Here is a 14,679-nt window from a genome sequence, read left to right on the forward strand (position 1 = left end):
ATCCCATTACCCCTTTGGAGCAGAGACAGTAGCGCTGCGCCTGCTGGCGCACACCTCAAACTGCAAAGGGATCCATCATGAGCAAAATCGAAAACCTCTATGCGTACAACAGCGAAGTACCAGGCGAACCGGTCTGCTTCGAAGTTCAGGGAACAGTGACCGTTGCTCACCCAGGCATCGAACCGGTTCTGGTGGCGCCCAAGATTCGCCACAAAGGTGGCTGGGAAGTGCTTCAGCTGAAACTGGAGGACAAGGGGGGCATCAACCCGCAGGTCCTGACCCAGAAGCCGGTATTCTTCAGGCGCGAAGGCGGGACTTCGTGGAAGCGGCTGGAGATCATTCACGCCGAAGGTTCGCAAATGGTCGAGATCGGCCACCGGGTAGCACTCAACTGAGTCTGGCAGGGTGCTGTAGGCCAATCCGGATGAGCGACAGCACGTAAAGGTGGAAATTCATACAGTAGGCGTTTGCCCCGTAACCAGCCTGCCCCTAGAATGGCCGGATGCGCACAGACGACCTCTCCCTCCTGCTGAACTCCCTCAATGACGCCCAACGCCAGGCCGTAGCCGCCTCGCTCGGGCGTCAACTGGTGCTTGCCGGCGCCGGTTCCGGTAAAACCCGCGTGCTGGTGCACCGCATCGCCTGGCTGATCCAGGTCGAGCAGGCCTCGCCGCATTCGATCTTGTCGGTGACCTTCACCAACAAGGCTGCGGCAGAAATGCGCCAGCGCATCGAGCAGTTGCTGGGGATAAACCCGGCCGGCATGTGGGTGGGCACGTTCCACGGCCTGGCCCATCGCTTGCTGCGGGCTCACTGGCAGGAAGCCCGGCTGGTGCAGAACTTCCAAATTCTCGACAGCGACGACCAACAGCGCCTGGTCAAGCGGGTGATGCGCGAGCTCGGCCTGGATGAACAAAAGTGGCCGGCACGCCAGGCTCAATGGTTCATCAACGGCCAGAAAGACGAAGGCTTGCGCCCTCAGCATATCCAGGCCGGCGGTGACCTGTTCCTGTCGACCATGCGCGATGTCTATACCGCCTACGAACAGGCCTGCGAACGCGCTGGGGTCATCGACTTCTCCGAACTGCTGCTGCGCGCCCTCGACCTGTGGCGCGATCACCCCGGGCTGCTGGAGCACTATCAGCGCCGCTTCAGCCATGTGCTGGTGGATGAGTTCCAGGACACCAACGCCGTGCAGTACGCCTGGTTGCGCCTGCTCGCGCGCGGCGGCCAGAGCCTGATGGCGGTGGGCGACGATGACCAGTCGATCTATGGCTGGCGCGGCGCCAAGATCGAGAACATCCACCAGTACACGGCCGACTTCCCAGACGCCGAAATGATCCGCCTGGAGCAGAACTACCGCTCCACCGGCGGCATCCTCAAGGCGGCCAACGCCCTGATCGCCAACAACAGCGGGCGCCTGGGCAAAGAACTGTGGACCGACATGGGCGAAGGCGAGCCCCTGACCCTGTACGCGGCCTACAACGAACACGATGAAGCGCGCTATGTGGTAGAAACCATCGAGAGCCTGGTCAAGCAAGGCAATGCGCGCAACGAAATCGCTATTCTGTATCGTTCCAACGCCCAGTCGCGGGTGCTGGAAGAAGCCCTGTTGCGCGAACGCATCCCCTACCGCATCTATGGCGGCCAGCGCTTCTTCGAACGTGCCGAAATCAAGAACGCCATGGCCTACCTGCGCCTGCTCGAAGGCCGTGGCAACGATGCGGCGCTGGAGCGGGTAATCAACGTGCCGCCGCGCGGTATCGGCGAAAAAACCGTCGAAGCCATTCGCGATCACGCCCGCCACAGCCAGCTGTCGATGTGGGAAGCCATGTGCCAGCTGCTCGCCGCCAAGGCCCTCAAGGGCCGTGCTGCCAGTGCGTTGGGTGCCTTCATCGAACTGATCGAGGGGTTGGCCACCAAGGTCGTGGACATGCCGCTGCATACCATGACCCAGACCACCATCGAACAGTCCGGCCTGATCAACTATCACCAGGAAGAAAAGGGTGAAAAGGGCCAGGCACGGGTGGAAAACCTTGAGGAACTGGTCAGCGCAGCGCGCAACTTCGAGGCCGGCGACGAAGACGCCGACCTCTCGCCGCTCTCGGCCTTCCTCGGCCACGCCTCGCTCGAAGCGGGCGACGCCCAGGCCGATGAACATGAAGACAGCATCCAGCTGATGACCTTGCACAGCGCCAAAGGCCTGGAATTCCCCTATGTGTTCCTGGTGGGCATGGAAGAAGGGCTGTTCCCGCACAAGATGAGCCTGGAAGAGCCTGGCCGCCTGGAAGAGGAACGCCGCCTGGCCTATGTGGGCATTACCCGTGCCATGCGCCAGCTGGTCATGACCTATGCCGAAACACGTCGCCTGTATGGCAGCGAGACCTACAATAAAGTGTCGCGTTTCGTACGCGAGATTCCGCCAGGTCTGGTTCAGGAAGTGCGCTTGTCCAACAGTGTCAGCCGCCCGTTCGGCGGCGCGAAGGTCGCCACCAGCAACCTGTTCGCCAATGCCAATATTCCGCAGACCGCCTTCAACCTCGGCCAGCGCGTGCAACATGCGGTGTTTGGCGAGGGGGTGATACTCAACTTCGAGGGCTCTGGCGCCCAGGCACGGGTACAGGTGAACTTTGCCGAAGGCAGCAAGTGGCTGATGCTGGGGTATGCCAAGCTGGAGGCCATCTGAGGCTGTACGCGGGCAGCCCCGCGTACAGGCGGTTACAGGCACGCTTGTAACATTCAGGCAAAAGCTCGAAACATTATGTCGCTGGTCATGTGCCCGGGAACCTGTGCACCATGACGCGCGTGCAATCCACAACAGGGGATATCCCACTTATGCAACGTTTTCTTAGCATCGCTCTGGCGCTCTGCGTCGGCTTGACGCTGAGCCTGGACGCCAGCGCCAAGCGTTTCGGCGGCGGCAAGAGCTCGGGCTCCGCGCCTATTCACCAGACCCGCCAGGCCACGCCAACCACGCCTGCCGCCGCGCCGACCGCACCTGGCCGTGCGCCGGCCGCCGCCAGCGGTGCTTCGCGCTGGCTGGGCCCACTGGCCGGCCTCGCCGCCGGTGGCCTGCTGGCCTCCATGTTCATGGGGGACGGCTTCCAAGGCATGCAGATCATGGACTTCCTGATCATGGGCCTGATCGCGTTTCTGGTGTTCCGCTTCATTGCCGCGCGTCGCCGCCAGCAGCAGCCGCAAATGGCCGCACCTGGCCATGCGCCGTTCCAGCGTGAAGCTCACGGCCAGCCTGCCCAGCCGTCGGTCTTCGGTGGTTCGGCCGCACCTGCTGCCGCAGCCGCTCCGGTGATCAAAGCGCCGGCCTGGTTCAATGAGCAAAGCTTCCTGGCCGCCGCGCAAAGCCACTTCCAGTCGCTGCAGCAGCACTGGGATGCCAACGAGATGGACAAGATCGCCGAGTTCGTCACGCCGCAGATGCTCGAGTTCCTCAAGCGCGAGCGCGCCGAGTTGGGTGATGGCTTCCAGGCTACCTACATCGACAACCTCGAAGTACAGCTGGATGGTGTCGATGATCGCGCCGACCGTACCGACGCCACCCTGACCTTCCGTGGCGTGTCGAAGACCTCGCGCTTCGACCAGGGCGAAGTGTTCAGCGAAAGCTGGCACATGGTTCGCGCCCAGGGCGAGAACCAGCCTTGGCTGGTCGCCGGTATCCGTCAAAACGGTTAACCGACACGCGTTGTACAAAAACCCCGGGCTCTGTCCCGGGGTTTTTGCTTTTGCCACAGCGGCCTACTAGGGTATAACGCGCAGCGTTGTCATCAAGGTCAGAGGAAGTGAACCGTGGAAGAAGTGATCGAACAACTCCGTGAAGCCAATGAGCCGGTACCGGTGCCCTTGGAGCTTCCCGATGAAGATCAGCTGGTGGAAGTCGAAGAACAGCTGTTCATCAACATTCCCTTTGTGTTCAAGGAGTTCCTGCTGACCGTCAGTGATGTGGTCTACGGCTCGCTCGAACCGGTCACGATCACCGACCCGCAATCGCATACCTACCTGCCGGACGTTGCATCCAATGCCTGGGATGCTGGCGTGCCACGCGACCTGATCCCGATTTGCCAGGACGGTGATAACTATTACTGCGTCGAGGAAGACGGCACGGTTGTGCTGTGGGATGCCGAAGACGAGATCGTGGGTGAAGACAGCTGGGAATCGGTGTGGCACTGGGCGCGGGACGTGTGGCTGGAAAGCTGATCGCGCGCCTACAAGTCGCCAGGCTTTCTACGCCTGGCGACATCGCTACCGCTCCATCCCCTCGGGCGACGGTGAAATCTTGCGCAGTGAGCCTTGCTGCCTCAATGCGTATTCTCGCGGCTGTTCTCCAGCGTCTCCAGCAAGGCAATCTGCATGCGGGTATGCACGCGGATGAACCAACGCCACAGCAACGCCACCACCACCGCCGCCACTACCGCAATCACCAGCAGCAGTTCACTGGTGGGCAGGATGCTGGCCGATAGCGCCGACAGCAGCAGGAAGATCACCAGCAACGACAGCAGCGGGATCACCTCGGCGATCACCCGCCGCACTCGCTGGGTATGGCGCCCCGCCATTTCAGGCTTAACGCCCATTTCCGCCAGCAGCATCGACAGCGCCTTGAGCTTGCGATACGCCGCAATCAGGAAGGGCAGCGACAGCAGCAACGCCGCGCCCCAGATCATCGCCTTTTGCTGGCTGACATCGGCGACCCACTCGCTGAGCCAATTGCCAATGCGCCCGGCAAAGTAGCCCCCGCTGAAGAAGATGGCGATCACCAGCGCCAGGTTGACGCCGACCTGCAACAGGATGCGCCGGATCATCGCCGCAAGCACGGCACCCTCGCCCTGCGGCTGGATGTTGCGCAACCACTCGCCATACAGCGACAGCACACGCGCCAGACGGCTGGGCACCACCTTGCCAAGTTTCAGCGAGAGCGGGTCGGCCGCACGGATCAGGTAAGGCGTCAGCAGCGTGGTGATTGCCGAAACCGCCACGGCCACCGGGTAGAGGAAATCGCTGGTTACCTGCAGCGTCATGCCCAGCGCAGCGATGATGAAAGAGAACTCGCCAATCTGGGAAAGCCCCATGCCTACCCGCAGCGAAGTGCGGCCGTCATTACCGGCGATAAACGCTCCCATGCCACAGGACAACATCTTGCCCAGCACTACCGCCACGGTGATGACCACGATCGGCCAGGCGTAGTCGATCAGTACTTGAGGGTCGATCATCAGGCCGATGGCGACAAAGAAGATGGCACTGAACAGATCGCGTACCGGTTCGATCAGCCGTTCGATCTTCAGCAGTTGACGCGACTCGGCCATGATCGCGCCAATCAGGAAGGCACCAAGGACCATGCTGTATTCCAGCTTCACCACCAGCAGGCAGAAACCGAAACACAGGCCCAACACGGTGATCAGCAACATCTCGTTGCTTTCGAATTTCGCCACATATGCCAGCAACCGCGGCACCAGCAAAATGCCGATGACCAGCGCGACGATCATGAACAGCGACAGTTTGCCGACCGTGGAAAACACCTCGCCAGAGCTGACTGTGCCGCTGACGGCGATGCCCGACAGCAAGGCGATGATGCCGATACCCAGAATGTCCTCGACGATCAGCACGCCGAAAATCAGCTGGGCGAAGCGCTCGTTCTTCATCTTCAGGTCGTTGAGTGCCTTGACGATGATGGTCGTCGAGGAGATGGCCAGGATGGCGCCGAGGAACAACGCGTCCATGGTGTTCCAGCCAAACCAGCGACCGATCTCGAAACCGATCCAGATCATCAGCACGATTTCCAGGAACGCCGCGATAAACGCCGTGGCACCGACCTTGAACAGCTTGCGCAGGCTGAACTCAAGGCCCAGGCAGAACATCAGGAAGATCACCCCCAGCTCGGCCAGGGTCTTGATGGTGTCTTCGTCGTGGATCAGGCCAAATGGCGGAGTGTGCGGGCCGATGATGAAGCCGGCGACGATGTAGCCCAGCACCACGGGCTGCTTGAGCCGGTGGAAAATAATCGTAACCACCCCGGCTACCAGCATGATCACTGCCAGGTCCTGGATGAAGCTGATGGCATGCATGGCGCGATACTCCTTTTCTCGATGCCCGGGCAGACCGCTCCTCTGCCAAGGCAAACCGAGCGAGCAGCAAGTACATACTGTATTGAATGCAGGAAAGCCCATGTTGCATGGGCGTACTCAGGTTAACATCGCACCCCGCCGCTTAACGTCGGTGCAATATGTAGAAACAGATCGGCAGGTTAAGCGCTGCCGATGGCGTGATCAGCGTGACGACGGAGCGTCAGCCAACGTCCCGTACCAGGAAGGCAAACTCAAAGAGGGGAAACAGAAGTGTCAGCAGATACCCGCCCCGATTCAGCGCAACCACACCGTGAGCACACTATGGAACCTGGAAACGCCCAGCTGAGCATGACCGTCCTGATGACCCCGGACATGGCCAACTTCTCCGGCAACGTGCACGGCGGCACCCTGCTCAAGTACCTGGATGAAGTGGCTTATGCCTGCGCCAGCCGTTATGCCGGCAGCTACGTGGTGACCTTGTCGGTCGACCAGGTGATTTTCCGCGAACCCGTGCACGTCGGCGAACTGGTGACATTCCTTGCGTCGGTCAACTACACCGGCAACACCTCGATGGAGGTGGGCATCAAGGTGGTGACCGAGAACATTCGCGAACGCTCCGTGCGTCACTCCAACAGCTGCTTCTTCACCATGGTGGCAGTCGACGACAGCCGCCGCCCGGTAGCGGTGCCGCCGCGCCAGCCGCACAGCAGCGAGGAAAAGCGCCGGTTCCTGCAGGGCCAGCAACGCCGGCAGATCCGCCAAGAGCTGGAAAAGCGCTACCAGGACCTGAAAACCGACGCCAACTAGTACGCCAGGCGCTGCGCCTCGAAGCGTACGCGCGGGTGGGCGATGCGATCCTGGGCCCGCACCAGCTGCAACTCGTAGGTGGCGCTGGCCTGGGTTTCGAGCAGTACTTCATGTACCGCAGCGCCAGCGTACTCGAACGCCTGCAGCCAGTTGTCCCCGAGCAACACACGGGCCAGAAACAGGCCCGAAGTCAGGTCGCCCACCCCCACCGGTTGACGCGGAAACGCCAGCAGCGGGCGACGCAGGTGCCAGCTTTGCTCGGCCGTCACCAGCAGCATCTCGAACTGGTCTTCGGCGCGCCCCGGGTAGGCCAGGTGCTTGACCACGACGACCTGCGGCCCACGCGCGAGCAGGCTGCGCGCCATCTGCACGCAGTCTTCCAGCGACTGTGCGCGGCGGCCACAGAAGCTGTCCAGCTCCAACTGGTTAGGGCAAAGGATGTCCGCCTTGGCGGCCGCCTCCTCCAGCAGAAACTCGCTGACCTCCTGCGGCACGATGCAGCCTTTCTCAGGGTGGCCCATGACCGGGTCGCACAGGTACAACGCCTTGGGGTTCACCGCCTTGATGCGTTCGACGCCAGCCAGGATCGCCCGCCCTTGTTCAGCACTGCCCAGGTAGCCAGACAGCACCGCATCGCAGTGGCCCAGTTCGCCGATGTTGGAAATACCTTCCACCAACGCAGGAATTTGCGCGGGAGCAAGCACTTCGCCAGCCCACTGGCCATACTGAGTATGATTGGAGAACTGCACGGTATTGAGCGGCCAGACATTGACCCCGATACGCTGCATGGGAAACACCGCAGCGCTGTTGCCGGCGTGGCCGAACACCACGTGGGACTGGATGGCGAGCAGGTGCGGGGTACGTTTCATGCGGGAGATTTCCAAAGCTGTTTCAAGGATTGTGCGCAGCGCAGTATGAACTCGATTGCCACCTGTACGACAGGCCAGGGACGCAGTTAAGCTGGTTCGACCTGTTTGGAGCATATGCAAATGTTGACCCTGGAGAATGTCTTCGTCCTGATGCTGGTAGCCACGGCAGGCGCCTGGTTGTGGCATAACCATGGGCTGCGCGAAAAAGCCCTGGAGCGGGTCAAGCAGCATTGCGCCAAGCTCGACCTCGAACTGCTGGACGATGCCGTCGCCCTCAAGCGCATCGGCTTTGTTCGTGATGCCAACGGCAAGAAGCGCCTGGCGCGGATCTACGCCTTCGAGTTCACCGTCACCGGCGAGCAACGCCACCCAGGCACGGTGACCCAGTTCGGTGCCCACAGCGTGCAGATCGAACTGGCGCCCTACCCGTTCGAGATCAAGACGCCGCCACGCACCGACAATGTCATCGAGATGCAGCAGTGGCGCCAAGAGCATAACCGCTGGCGCAACTGATCAGACGCCAAGGCATTCCCTCAAAACGGCCTGCAGAGCCGGTTGCGGTTGAGCTTGAGCAAAAATCAGCTCGATGCGCGTATCTCTGCGCCAGTCGCTCGGCTGCCAGTCCGGCAGCACGCCCTCAAGCCCATTGAATGATTGCCAGCCTTGCGCAGTGTGGATAACTCCCTTGGCGCGGAGCCATGGCCAGCCGTGTAAAAACGCCCGAATCCGCTGTGGATAAAACTGTCGACTCGGATGCCAGCGCCAGCCAATACTCCAGCCCCCCTCACCTTGTTGCACCAGGCAGATAGGCTCATCGGGCCTATTCCATAGGGCTGCGGGGGTATTTCCAAGATTGTCGACAATCCTGTTATCCACATATTCAGTGGAAATAGCCCCTGTGGATGAAACGGGAAGCACCGAAAGTGGCAGGTTTCCGTGGCTGGCCCAAAGGATATCTTTTTCATTAAATTTCTTAGTTATCAACAACCTATGATATTCATCCACAGCCTCTGATTTGTTGAAAACCACAGCCTTGGCAGCATCAAAAGCCTGCAGTTGAGCCTCAGGAAGGGCCTCTCCCCGTGCCATTTTCTGTGCGTCCACAACCATCAAAAGCGGCTGGATTGTCAGCACTCCTGCCCAAGGGGCCTGCTTGAGTTGGGCGAGTAGCTGCAAGGGATGGCCGAGGCCGGAGGGCTCGATGAACAGCCGATCAGGCCGAGACTTGCGCAGCAACCGGCCCAAGCCAACCTGAAACGGCATGCCGTTGACACAGCACAGGCAGCCCCCTGCGACCTCGCCGATGGCAATGCCGTCTTCATCGCGGCTGAGTAGCGCAGCGTCGAGCCCCACCAGGCCAAATTCGTTGATCAACACGGCCCAACGTTCGTCAGGCGGGCGCTGCGCCAGCAAATGGCGGATCAATGTGGTCTTGCCGGCGCCCAGTGGGCCGGCAATCACGTGGGTAGGAATGTTCTGCAACATGGCATGACTTCGGGCTGGAGGTAGGCCTCACTATGCGCCGTCACGCCAACCAGTCAAGGCTCAGCAGCAAGCGCCGTTGGTGCCCGGATGGCGAGCGATGCACCAGCCCGGCGCCCTCATTGCCTTGCCATTTTTCGCCTTTGAGAACGGCCACATCGCCCGCCTGCAGCCGTTGAATGTTATCCACAGCAGGCATTGCCTGGTGCAGTTCACGCCGGCCTATCGCACCTTCCTGCAGCCATTCACTGCCCGGCCCCGCGTAGCTTGTGAGCAAGCGCAGCGGCACGTGGTCCACATGAAAGCGCGGGCACATCGGTGCATCCAGCACGCGCAGGCGCAAGCCCAACCGTCGTGCGCCGAGCAGGCAGGTATAGGCGGCCACCAGCCAGGCCACGTCGGCGACAAAGCTCTCATAACCCTGCAAGTCTGCGGTTTCATGCAACAAGCCCGGTAACGCCGGTGCCTGTTGTTCGTCCACATCGACTACCCGCTGGTCAGCCAGGGGTTGATCAAGGCTGACGACCAGCTGGGCGAAATCCTCCAGTTGAGCCGGCATGCGCCGACGCCATACCGCCAGGTTCACATTGTCCTGCAGAACTTCGGTCAGTATTTGCGGCGAGTCACCCGACACCTGAAAGATATCCACAGGCTTGTGTGCGACGATCATGCTGCCGCCTCCTCGTGCCAAGGACCGAACGGATCTGGCAAGCGCAGCCAGCCCATCGGCCCCAGGCCCATTTCTTCATCCGTCAACAGGCATGATTGCAGCTCTGTGGATAACTTTTCGAAGTCAATATTCTGCCCGATGAACACCAGCTCCTGGCGGCAGTCACCGCTCTCGACGGCCCAGTTTTTCAGTATTGCCGCCGTGTTATCCACATCCTGTGGCCACTGTTCACGCGGCACGAATCGCCACCAGCGGCCAGCCATGCCATGGCGCATCATGCCACCTGCCTGCGACCAGCTGCCGGCCTCTTGATACTTGCTGGCCAACCAGAAAAAACCTTTCGAGCGCAGCAGCCTACCGTTGGTCCAAGGGGTGTGGATAAAGTCGAAAAAGCGCTGTGGATGAAGCGGACGCCGAGCCTGCCATGTGCTGGCGGCGATGCCGTATTCTTCGGTTTCCGGTACGTGCTCGCCGCGCAACTCCTGCAACCAGCCGGGCGCCTGCGCGGCTTGGTCGAAGTCGAACAGGCCGGTGTCGAGGATACGCGCCAGCGGTACCTCGCCCATGACCATGGGCACGATCTGCGCCCTGGCGTTGAGGCTGCGCAGAATGGCGATCAGCTCTTCCCGTTCGTGCTGGCCGATCAGGTCGATCTTGCTCAACAGCAGCACATCGGCGAACTCGACCTGTTCGATCAGCAGGTCGCTGATCGATCGCTCATCGTCCTCACCCAGGGTTTCGCCACGGCTGGCCAGGCTGTCTGCCGCCTGATAGTCGCGAAGAAAGTTCAGGCCATCGACCACGGTGACCATCGTATCGAGGCGCGCCATGTCGGAGAGGCTACGGCCTTGCTCGTCGCGAAAGGTAAACGTCTCGGCCACCGGCAACGGCTCCGAGATCCCGGTGGACTCGATCAACAGGTAATCGAAGCGCCCCTCCTCAGCCAACCGCGCAACCTCCTCAAGCAGGTCTTCACGCAGCGTGCAGCAGATGCACCCATTGCTCATCTCCACCAGCTTTTCTTCAGCACGGTTGAGGCTGACGTTGCGCTGAACCTCGCTGGCATCGATGTTGATTTCACTCATGTCGTTGACGATCACCGCGACTCGCAGGTTGTCGCGGTTACGCAGCACATGGTTCAGCAGGGTGCTCTTGCCGGCACCAAGGAAGCCGGACAGAACGGTAACGGGGAGACGGTTGGACATGGCGAAACCTCTTCAGGCGAAGGCATTCGAAACGATGCATTGCATAATGTTATAAAGTAACAATACAATTTCGCCAAGCTGTTCTCGTCGGATGAATGCGCCCCGGAGATGAAATATGAAGCCGTCGCGTGCGGTGTTATTGCTATTGCTGGTTGTGCCATCGGTACTGTCGGCTATGCCACAGGGCAACCCGTTGGCGCTGTGCACCCGCAGCGCAACCCTGTTGGCCTGCCAGGACGGCAAGGGCAGTTACTACAGCGTGCGCACCGAAGGCAGCACGTTTTATCTACGTGGGTACGACTACGAAAGCCGCCGTTTGTGGGCACAAACCAACAGCCGCTACGGCACGTTGACCTTCTACACCGGCCTGGCAAGCGATGGCGAAGCGTGGGTGGGCTATAGCCGCCGCATCGGATGGACCACCTTGAACCGTGTTTCCAGCTCCAGCGGGCAGCGCTTCAACCTGCACTGCAGCTTGCTCGGCGGTTGCCGCTGATCGCCTTTTCATTTGGAATTACCCATGACCCAGCTCAAGCTTCCCGATATCGCCAGCCAAGCCCAGCAGCACGCCTTACCGCTGGACTGGGTGGGCATGTGTGGCATTGACTTGCCGGTGCAATTCGAGGGCCGTATCGCCGCAGCCAAGGTCGACGCAGGTGTCAGCCTGGTGGACGGCAGCTCACGCGGCATCCACATGTCGCGCCTTTACCTGGCACTTGAATCACTGGAAGGTCAGCCACTCACCGCGCTGGTTATTCGTCAGCTATTGGCTGATTTCCTGAACAGCCATGAAGGGCTCTCCTCTGCGGCCTACCTACGCCTGTCCTTCGACCACCTGCTTAAACGGCCGGCCTTGGTCAGCCCGTTGGCAGGCTGGAAAAGCTATCCAGTAACTCTCGATGCACGCATCGAAAGTGAGATGTTCCACGTGGAACTATTTGTTTCCGTGCCCTACTCATCCACATGCCCTTGTTCGGCTGCGCTTGCAAGGCAGCTGATTCAACAACAATTCCAGGCGGATTTTGCCGAGCAGCAGGTGGATAAGGACAGGGTGATGGCGTGGCTTGGTAGCAGCCAGGGCATCGTGGCGACGCCCCATAGTCAGCGCAGTAGCGCGCAAATTCACGTGCGCTTGAAAAGCAACGTGCTGGAGCTGCCGGTGACCGAGTTGATCAACCGTGTGGAGGCCAGCCTGGGAACTGCCGTGCAAACTGCGGTCAAGCGCGCAGATGAACAAGCGTTCGCGTTGGCCAACGGACAGAACTTGATGTTCTGCGAAGACGCCGCACGACGGTTGCACCAGTCGTTACGACAATTGAAATGGGCCACTGCCTTCAAGCTGCGCGTGGAACATGCAGAGAGCCTGCATGCCCACGACGCAGTCGCCACCAGCCAATGGCAGTGGCAAATCAGCTACGCGGTTTGACCGCCCCGCAGTCATTGCCGAGCCAGACCGCACGGGTGTTCATGCTGCCTTGCTGCTGCACACCCGACGCATTGAACGTACCGCTGACCTGGGTGGTGAACTCTCTGTCACTCAGAAAGGTAGCCTGGCCAGTGCCCTGGGCCTTGGGGCAACTGAACTGGAACTTCCATACGTTGCCAGTGCGGTCGGTAATCTGCTGCGTGCAGCCCGACTTAGGGTCTTGCAGCGGAATATCATTGGTTGCCACCTGCTCTGGCGTCAGGCACGAGCGCACCCCATTACCCCCCACTGTCACCCCTTGCTTGGCCAACACGCCCTCCATCATGGCGCGCTGCTCCGGCGGCAGGTTCTTCAATTGGCCGAGCATGAACGCCATGTCGGGTAACGGCTTGCCATCGACCTGCATGTTGCTGGTGGTCAGCTCCCACAAGCCGGGCTGCAACATCTGTGCATGCACCAACGGGCTGCTCAGGCCAAGGGCCAACGCCAACAGTGGCAGACGAATCTTCATGGGCAAACGCTCCTGGAATAAACCGGCCAACGGGCCGGGCTGAGCCTTAGACGCCAAATCCACCTGCAGGTTGCAAGCCGGACCGGGAACGTGTTCTGTTACCCACAGTGTACTCGGCAAGCAGGATGCATATGGATTACCACAGCCCCTACTTCTTCGGTTATGTGCTCGGCCTGATTCACCTGTTGGGCATCATCGCCGCACTGCATGCAGTGTTCACCGTGCGTACCGCCCAAGGTGCGATTGCCTGGGCCATGCCACTGGTCTTCATTCCCTACCTGACCTTGATCCCCTACCTGATCTTCGGCGCCCGCTCTTTCTATGCCTACATCAAGGCACGGCGACAGGCCAACCAGGAAATGCACGTGGCCATGGCCAACCTCAACTGGCGCCCCTGGGTAGAAGAGGCGCTCACCGCCCGCGAGTCCGAAAGCTATGCTGCGCTGCGTGCCATGCCAAAGCTCGGTCGCATGCCCTGCCTGGCGAACAACCAGGTAAAGCTGTTGATCGATGGCAAAGCGACGTTCGATGCCATCTTCGCCGCAATCAATCAAGCCCGCGAAGTGGTGCTGGTACAGTTTTTCATCATTCACGACGACAACCTGGGCAAAGCGCTACAACAGTTGCTGCTGCGCAAAGCGGCCGAAGGGGTGAAAGTGTTCGTCCTCTTCGACCGGGTCGGCAGCCATGCTTTGCCGGCAAGCTATAGCCAGGTGCTGCGAGCGGGTGGTGTGGAGATTCATGCCTTTGCCACGCGCCGTGGATGGTTCAACCGCTTTCAGGTGAACTTCCGTAACCACCGCAAGATCGTGGTGGTGGATGGCCTGGTCGGTTTCATTGGCGGGCACAATGTGGGTGATGAGTACCTGGGTGCGCATCCGCAACTGTCGCCTTGGCGAGATACCCACGTGCAAATCGGTGGGCCCGTGCTGGCCTGCTTGCAGGAGTCGTTCGCCGAGGACTGGTACTGGGCAACCCGCCAACTGCCACCGTTGATCCTGCCCGACACCTACCCGGAGAACGGCGTACTGTGCCAGGCGCTTGCCAGCGGGCCAGCGGACCCGCAGGAAACCTGCTCGCTGTTCTTCCTTGAAGCGATCCATTCGGCTACGCGTCGGGTGTGGATCACCAGCCCCTACTTCATCCCCGATGAGGCAGTGTTCGCCGCCTTGCGCTTGGCGGTGCTGCGGGGGGTGGATGTTCGCATCCTGATTCCGTCACGGCCCGACCACCGGATCGTCTATGCCGCCTCCAGCCTGTTTGCCTTCGAAGCGGTACGTGCCGGTGTGCGCATGTTCCGCTACCAGCCAGGCTTTCTGCATCAGAAGGTGGTGCTGGTGGATGACGATGTGAGCGCGATCGGCAGTGCCAACCTGGACAACCGTTCGTTCCGCCTGAACTTCGAGATCACCTTGCTGACGGTGGACCGTGCATTTGCCGATCAGGTGCAAACCATGTTGGCCAACGACTTCGAGCAGGCTCGGGAGATTACTGCGGAGGACAGCCTGGATACCCATCGCCTGCAACAACTTGGGATGCGGATTGCTCGGTTGATCTCGCCGATTCTTTAACATGCACTAATAACCAGGGGCCGCATAGCGGCCCCTGGCATGTGTGGTCGAACGTGAAACACTC

15 protein-coding genes are annotated in these 14,679 nt (G+C 60.6%); 9 read left to right on the forward strand and 6 right to left on the reverse strand.

What is annotated here, in order from left to right; translation table 11 throughout:
- The first annotated feature begins 77 nt into the window (after window positions 1-77).
- The 4 genes from CKW22_RS07550 to CKW22_RS07565 all read left to right on the forward strand — a co-directional run bounded on the left by CKW22_RS07550 (window position 78) and on the right by CKW22_RS07565 (window position 4,212).
- A complete protein-coding gene (locus CKW22_RS07550; protein ID WP_095063945.1) occupies window positions 78-395 on the forward strand; it encodes a hypothetical protein in 318 nt (105 codons plus the stop codon).
- Window positions 396-502: 107 nt separating this feature from the next.
- Complete coding sequence (gene uvrD, locus CKW22_RS07555; protein ID WP_033702406.1) at window positions 503-2,686, forward strand: DNA helicase II; 2,184 nt, start codon at window positions 503-505, stop codon at window positions 2,684-2,686.
- Between the two features lie 149 nt (window positions 2,687-2,835).
- Complete coding sequence (locus CKW22_RS07560; protein WP_033702407.1) at window positions 2,836-3,690, forward strand: Tim44 domain-containing protein; 855 nt, start codon at window positions 2,836-2,838, stop codon at window positions 3,688-3,690.
- Window positions 3,691-3,804: 114 nt separating this feature from the next.
- The gene (locus CKW22_RS07565) at window positions 3,805-4,212 is read left to right on the forward strand and encodes an SMI1/KNR4 family protein (protein WP_033702408.1); all 408 of its coding nucleotides are present in this window, start codon (window positions 3,805-3,807) and stop codon (window positions 4,210-4,212) included.
- A gap of 101 nt (window positions 4,213-4,313) precedes the next feature.
- Here CKW22_RS07565 and CKW22_RS07570 read toward each other — a convergent pair whose 3' ends face one another.
- Window positions 4,314-6,074 (reverse strand): cation:proton antiporter, encoded by a 1,761-nt coding sequence (locus CKW22_RS07570; protein WP_033702409.1) that lies wholly within the window; start codon window positions 6,072-6,074, stop codon window positions 4,314-4,316.
- A 321-nt stretch (window positions 6,075-6,395) separates the two neighbouring features.
- Between CKW22_RS07570 and CKW22_RS07575 the strand changes: the two genes are divergently transcribed.
- Entirely contained in the window at window positions 6,396-6,881 is a 486-nt protein-coding gene (locus tag CKW22_RS07575) for an acyl-CoA thioesterase (protein WP_033702410.1), read from the forward strand.
- Here the strand turns inward: CKW22_RS07575 and pdxY are convergent.
- Complete coding sequence (gene pdxY / locus CKW22_RS07580; RefSeq protein ID WP_095063946.1) at window positions 6,878-7,750, reverse strand: pyridoxal kinase PdxY; 873 nt, start codon at window positions 7,748-7,750, stop codon at window positions 6,878-6,880. The genes CKW22_RS07575 and pdxY overlap by 4 nt on opposite strands.
- Window positions 7,751-7,870: 120 nt before the next feature.
- Here pdxY and CKW22_RS07585 point away from each other — a divergent pair, with 120 nt between their 5' ends.
- Window positions 7,871-8,263: a DUF3301 domain-containing protein gene (locus CKW22_RS07585; protein ID WP_095063947.1), complete on the forward strand. Its 393-nt coding sequence runs from the start codon at window positions 7,871-7,873 to the stop codon at window positions 8,261-8,263.
- On the opposite strand, the gene CKW22_RS07590 is transcribed toward CKW22_RS07585, so the two are convergent.
- Genes CKW22_RS07590 through zigA form a run of 3 tightly spaced genes read right to left on the reverse strand, consistent with a single transcriptional unit; the run spans window position 8,264 to window position 11,107 of the window.
- The gene (locus CKW22_RS07590) at window positions 8,264-9,235 is read right to left on the reverse strand and encodes a GTP-binding protein (protein ID WP_095063948.1); all 972 of its coding nucleotides are present in this window, start codon (window positions 9,233-9,235) and stop codon (window positions 8,264-8,266) included.
- 40 nt (window positions 9,236-9,275) lie between these two features.
- Complete coding sequence (locus CKW22_RS07595) at window positions 9,276-9,902, reverse strand: DUF1826 domain-containing protein (RefSeq protein WP_095063949.1); 627 nt, start codon at window positions 9,900-9,902, stop codon at window positions 9,276-9,278.
- On the reverse strand, window positions 9,899-11,107 hold the full coding sequence (zigA, locus tag CKW22_RS07600; protein WP_047582510.1) for a zinc metallochaperone GTPase ZigA: 1,209 nt from the start codon (window positions 11,105-11,107) through the stop codon (window positions 9,899-9,901). The genes CKW22_RS07595 and zigA overlap by 4 nt, the downstream gene beginning before the upstream one ends.
- Window positions 11,108-11,222: 115 nt before the next feature.
- Between zigA and CKW22_RS07605 the strand changes: the two genes are divergently transcribed.
- Both CKW22_RS07605 and folE2 read left to right on the forward strand, forming a co-directional pair.
- Window positions 11,223-11,603: a hypothetical protein gene (locus CKW22_RS07605; RefSeq protein WP_047582508.1), complete on the forward strand. Its 381-nt coding sequence runs from the start codon at window positions 11,223-11,225 to the stop codon at window positions 11,601-11,603.
- A gap of 24 nt (window positions 11,604-11,627) precedes the next feature.
- Complete coding sequence (gene folE2 / locus CKW22_RS07610) at window positions 11,628-12,533, forward strand: GTP cyclohydrolase FolE2 (RefSeq protein ID WP_033702417.1); 906 nt, start codon at window positions 11,628-11,630, stop codon at window positions 12,531-12,533.
- Here folE2 and CKW22_RS07615 read toward each other — a convergent pair.
- Entirely contained in the window at window positions 12,517-13,044 is a 528-nt protein-coding gene (locus tag CKW22_RS07615; RefSeq protein WP_033702418.1) for a DUF3617 domain-containing protein, read from the reverse strand. The two genes, folE2 and CKW22_RS07615, sit on opposite strands and share 17 nt — an antisense overlap.
- Before the next feature lie 131 nt (window positions 13,045-13,175).
- Here CKW22_RS07615 and cls point away from each other — a divergent pair, with 131 nt between their 5' ends.
- Window positions 13,176-14,615 carry a cardiolipin synthase gene (gene cls, locus CKW22_RS07620; RefSeq protein ID WP_033702419.1) on the forward strand — a complete coding sequence of 480 codons (1,440 nt, stop codon included), beginning with the start codon at window positions 13,176-13,178 and terminating at the stop codon, window positions 14,613-14,615.
- The last annotated feature ends 64 nt before the right edge of the window (window positions 14,616-14,679 follow it).

This window comes from Pseudomonas sp. Irchel s3f19, from assembly GCF_900187555.1.
Lineage (GTDB): Bacteria > Pseudomonadota > Gammaproteobacteria > Pseudomonadales > Pseudomonadaceae > Aquipseudomonas > Aquipseudomonas capeferrum.

Bases quoted from the DNA above. Each gene is read 5' to 3' on its own strand.
- CKW22_RS07605 (WP_047582508.1), top strand. From the start codon at position 11,223: ATGAAGCCGTCGCGTGCGGTGTTATTGCTATTGCTGGTTGTGCCATCG.
- CKW22_RS07560 (WP_033702407.1), top strand. From the start codon at position 2,836: ATGCAACGTTTTCTTAGCATCGCTCTGGCGCTCTGCGTCGGCTTGACG.
- CKW22_RS07590 (WP_095063948.1), bottom strand. From the start codon at position 9,235: ATGTTGCAGAACATTCCTACCCACGTGATTGCCGGCCCACTGGGCGCC.
- zigA (WP_047582510.1), bottom strand. From the start codon at position 11,107: ATGTCCAACCGTCTCCCCGTTACCGTTCTGTCCGGCTTCCTTGGTGCC.
- cls (WP_033702419.1), top strand. From the start codon at position 13,176: ATGGATTACCACAGCCCCTACTTCTTCGGTTATGTGCTCGGCCTGATT.
- CKW22_RS07585 (WP_095063947.1), top strand. From the start codon at position 7,871: ATGTTGACCCTGGAGAATGTCTTCGTCCTGATGCTGGTAGCCACGGCA.
- CKW22_RS07615 (WP_033702418.1), bottom strand. From the start codon at position 13,044: ATGAAGATTCGTCTGCCACTGTTGGCGTTGGCCCTTGGCCTGAGCAGC.
- pdxY (WP_095063946.1), bottom strand. From the start codon at position 7,750: ATGAAACGTACCCCGCACCTGCTCGCCATCCAGTCCCACGTGGTGTTC.
- CKW22_RS07595 (WP_095063949.1), bottom strand. From the start codon at position 9,902: ATGATCGTCGCACACAAGCCTGTGGATATCTTTCAGGTGTCGGGTGAC.
- CKW22_RS07550 (WP_095063945.1), top strand. From the start codon at position 78: ATGAGCAAAATCGAAAACCTCTATGCGTACAACAGCGAAGTACCAGGC.
- uvrD (WP_033702406.1), top strand. From the start codon at position 503: ATGCGCACAGACGACCTCTCCCTCCTGCTGAACTCCCTCAATGACGCC.
- CKW22_RS07570 (WP_033702409.1), bottom strand. From the start codon at position 6,074: ATGCATGCCATCAGCTTCATCCAGGACCTGGCAGTGATCATGCTGGTA.
- CKW22_RS07575 (WP_033702410.1), top strand. From the start codon at position 6,396: ATGGAACCTGGAAACGCCCAGCTGAGCATGACCGTCCTGATGACCCCG.
- folE2 (WP_033702417.1), top strand. From the start codon at position 11,628: ATGACCCAGCTCAAGCTTCCCGATATCGCCAGCCAAGCCCAGCAGCAC.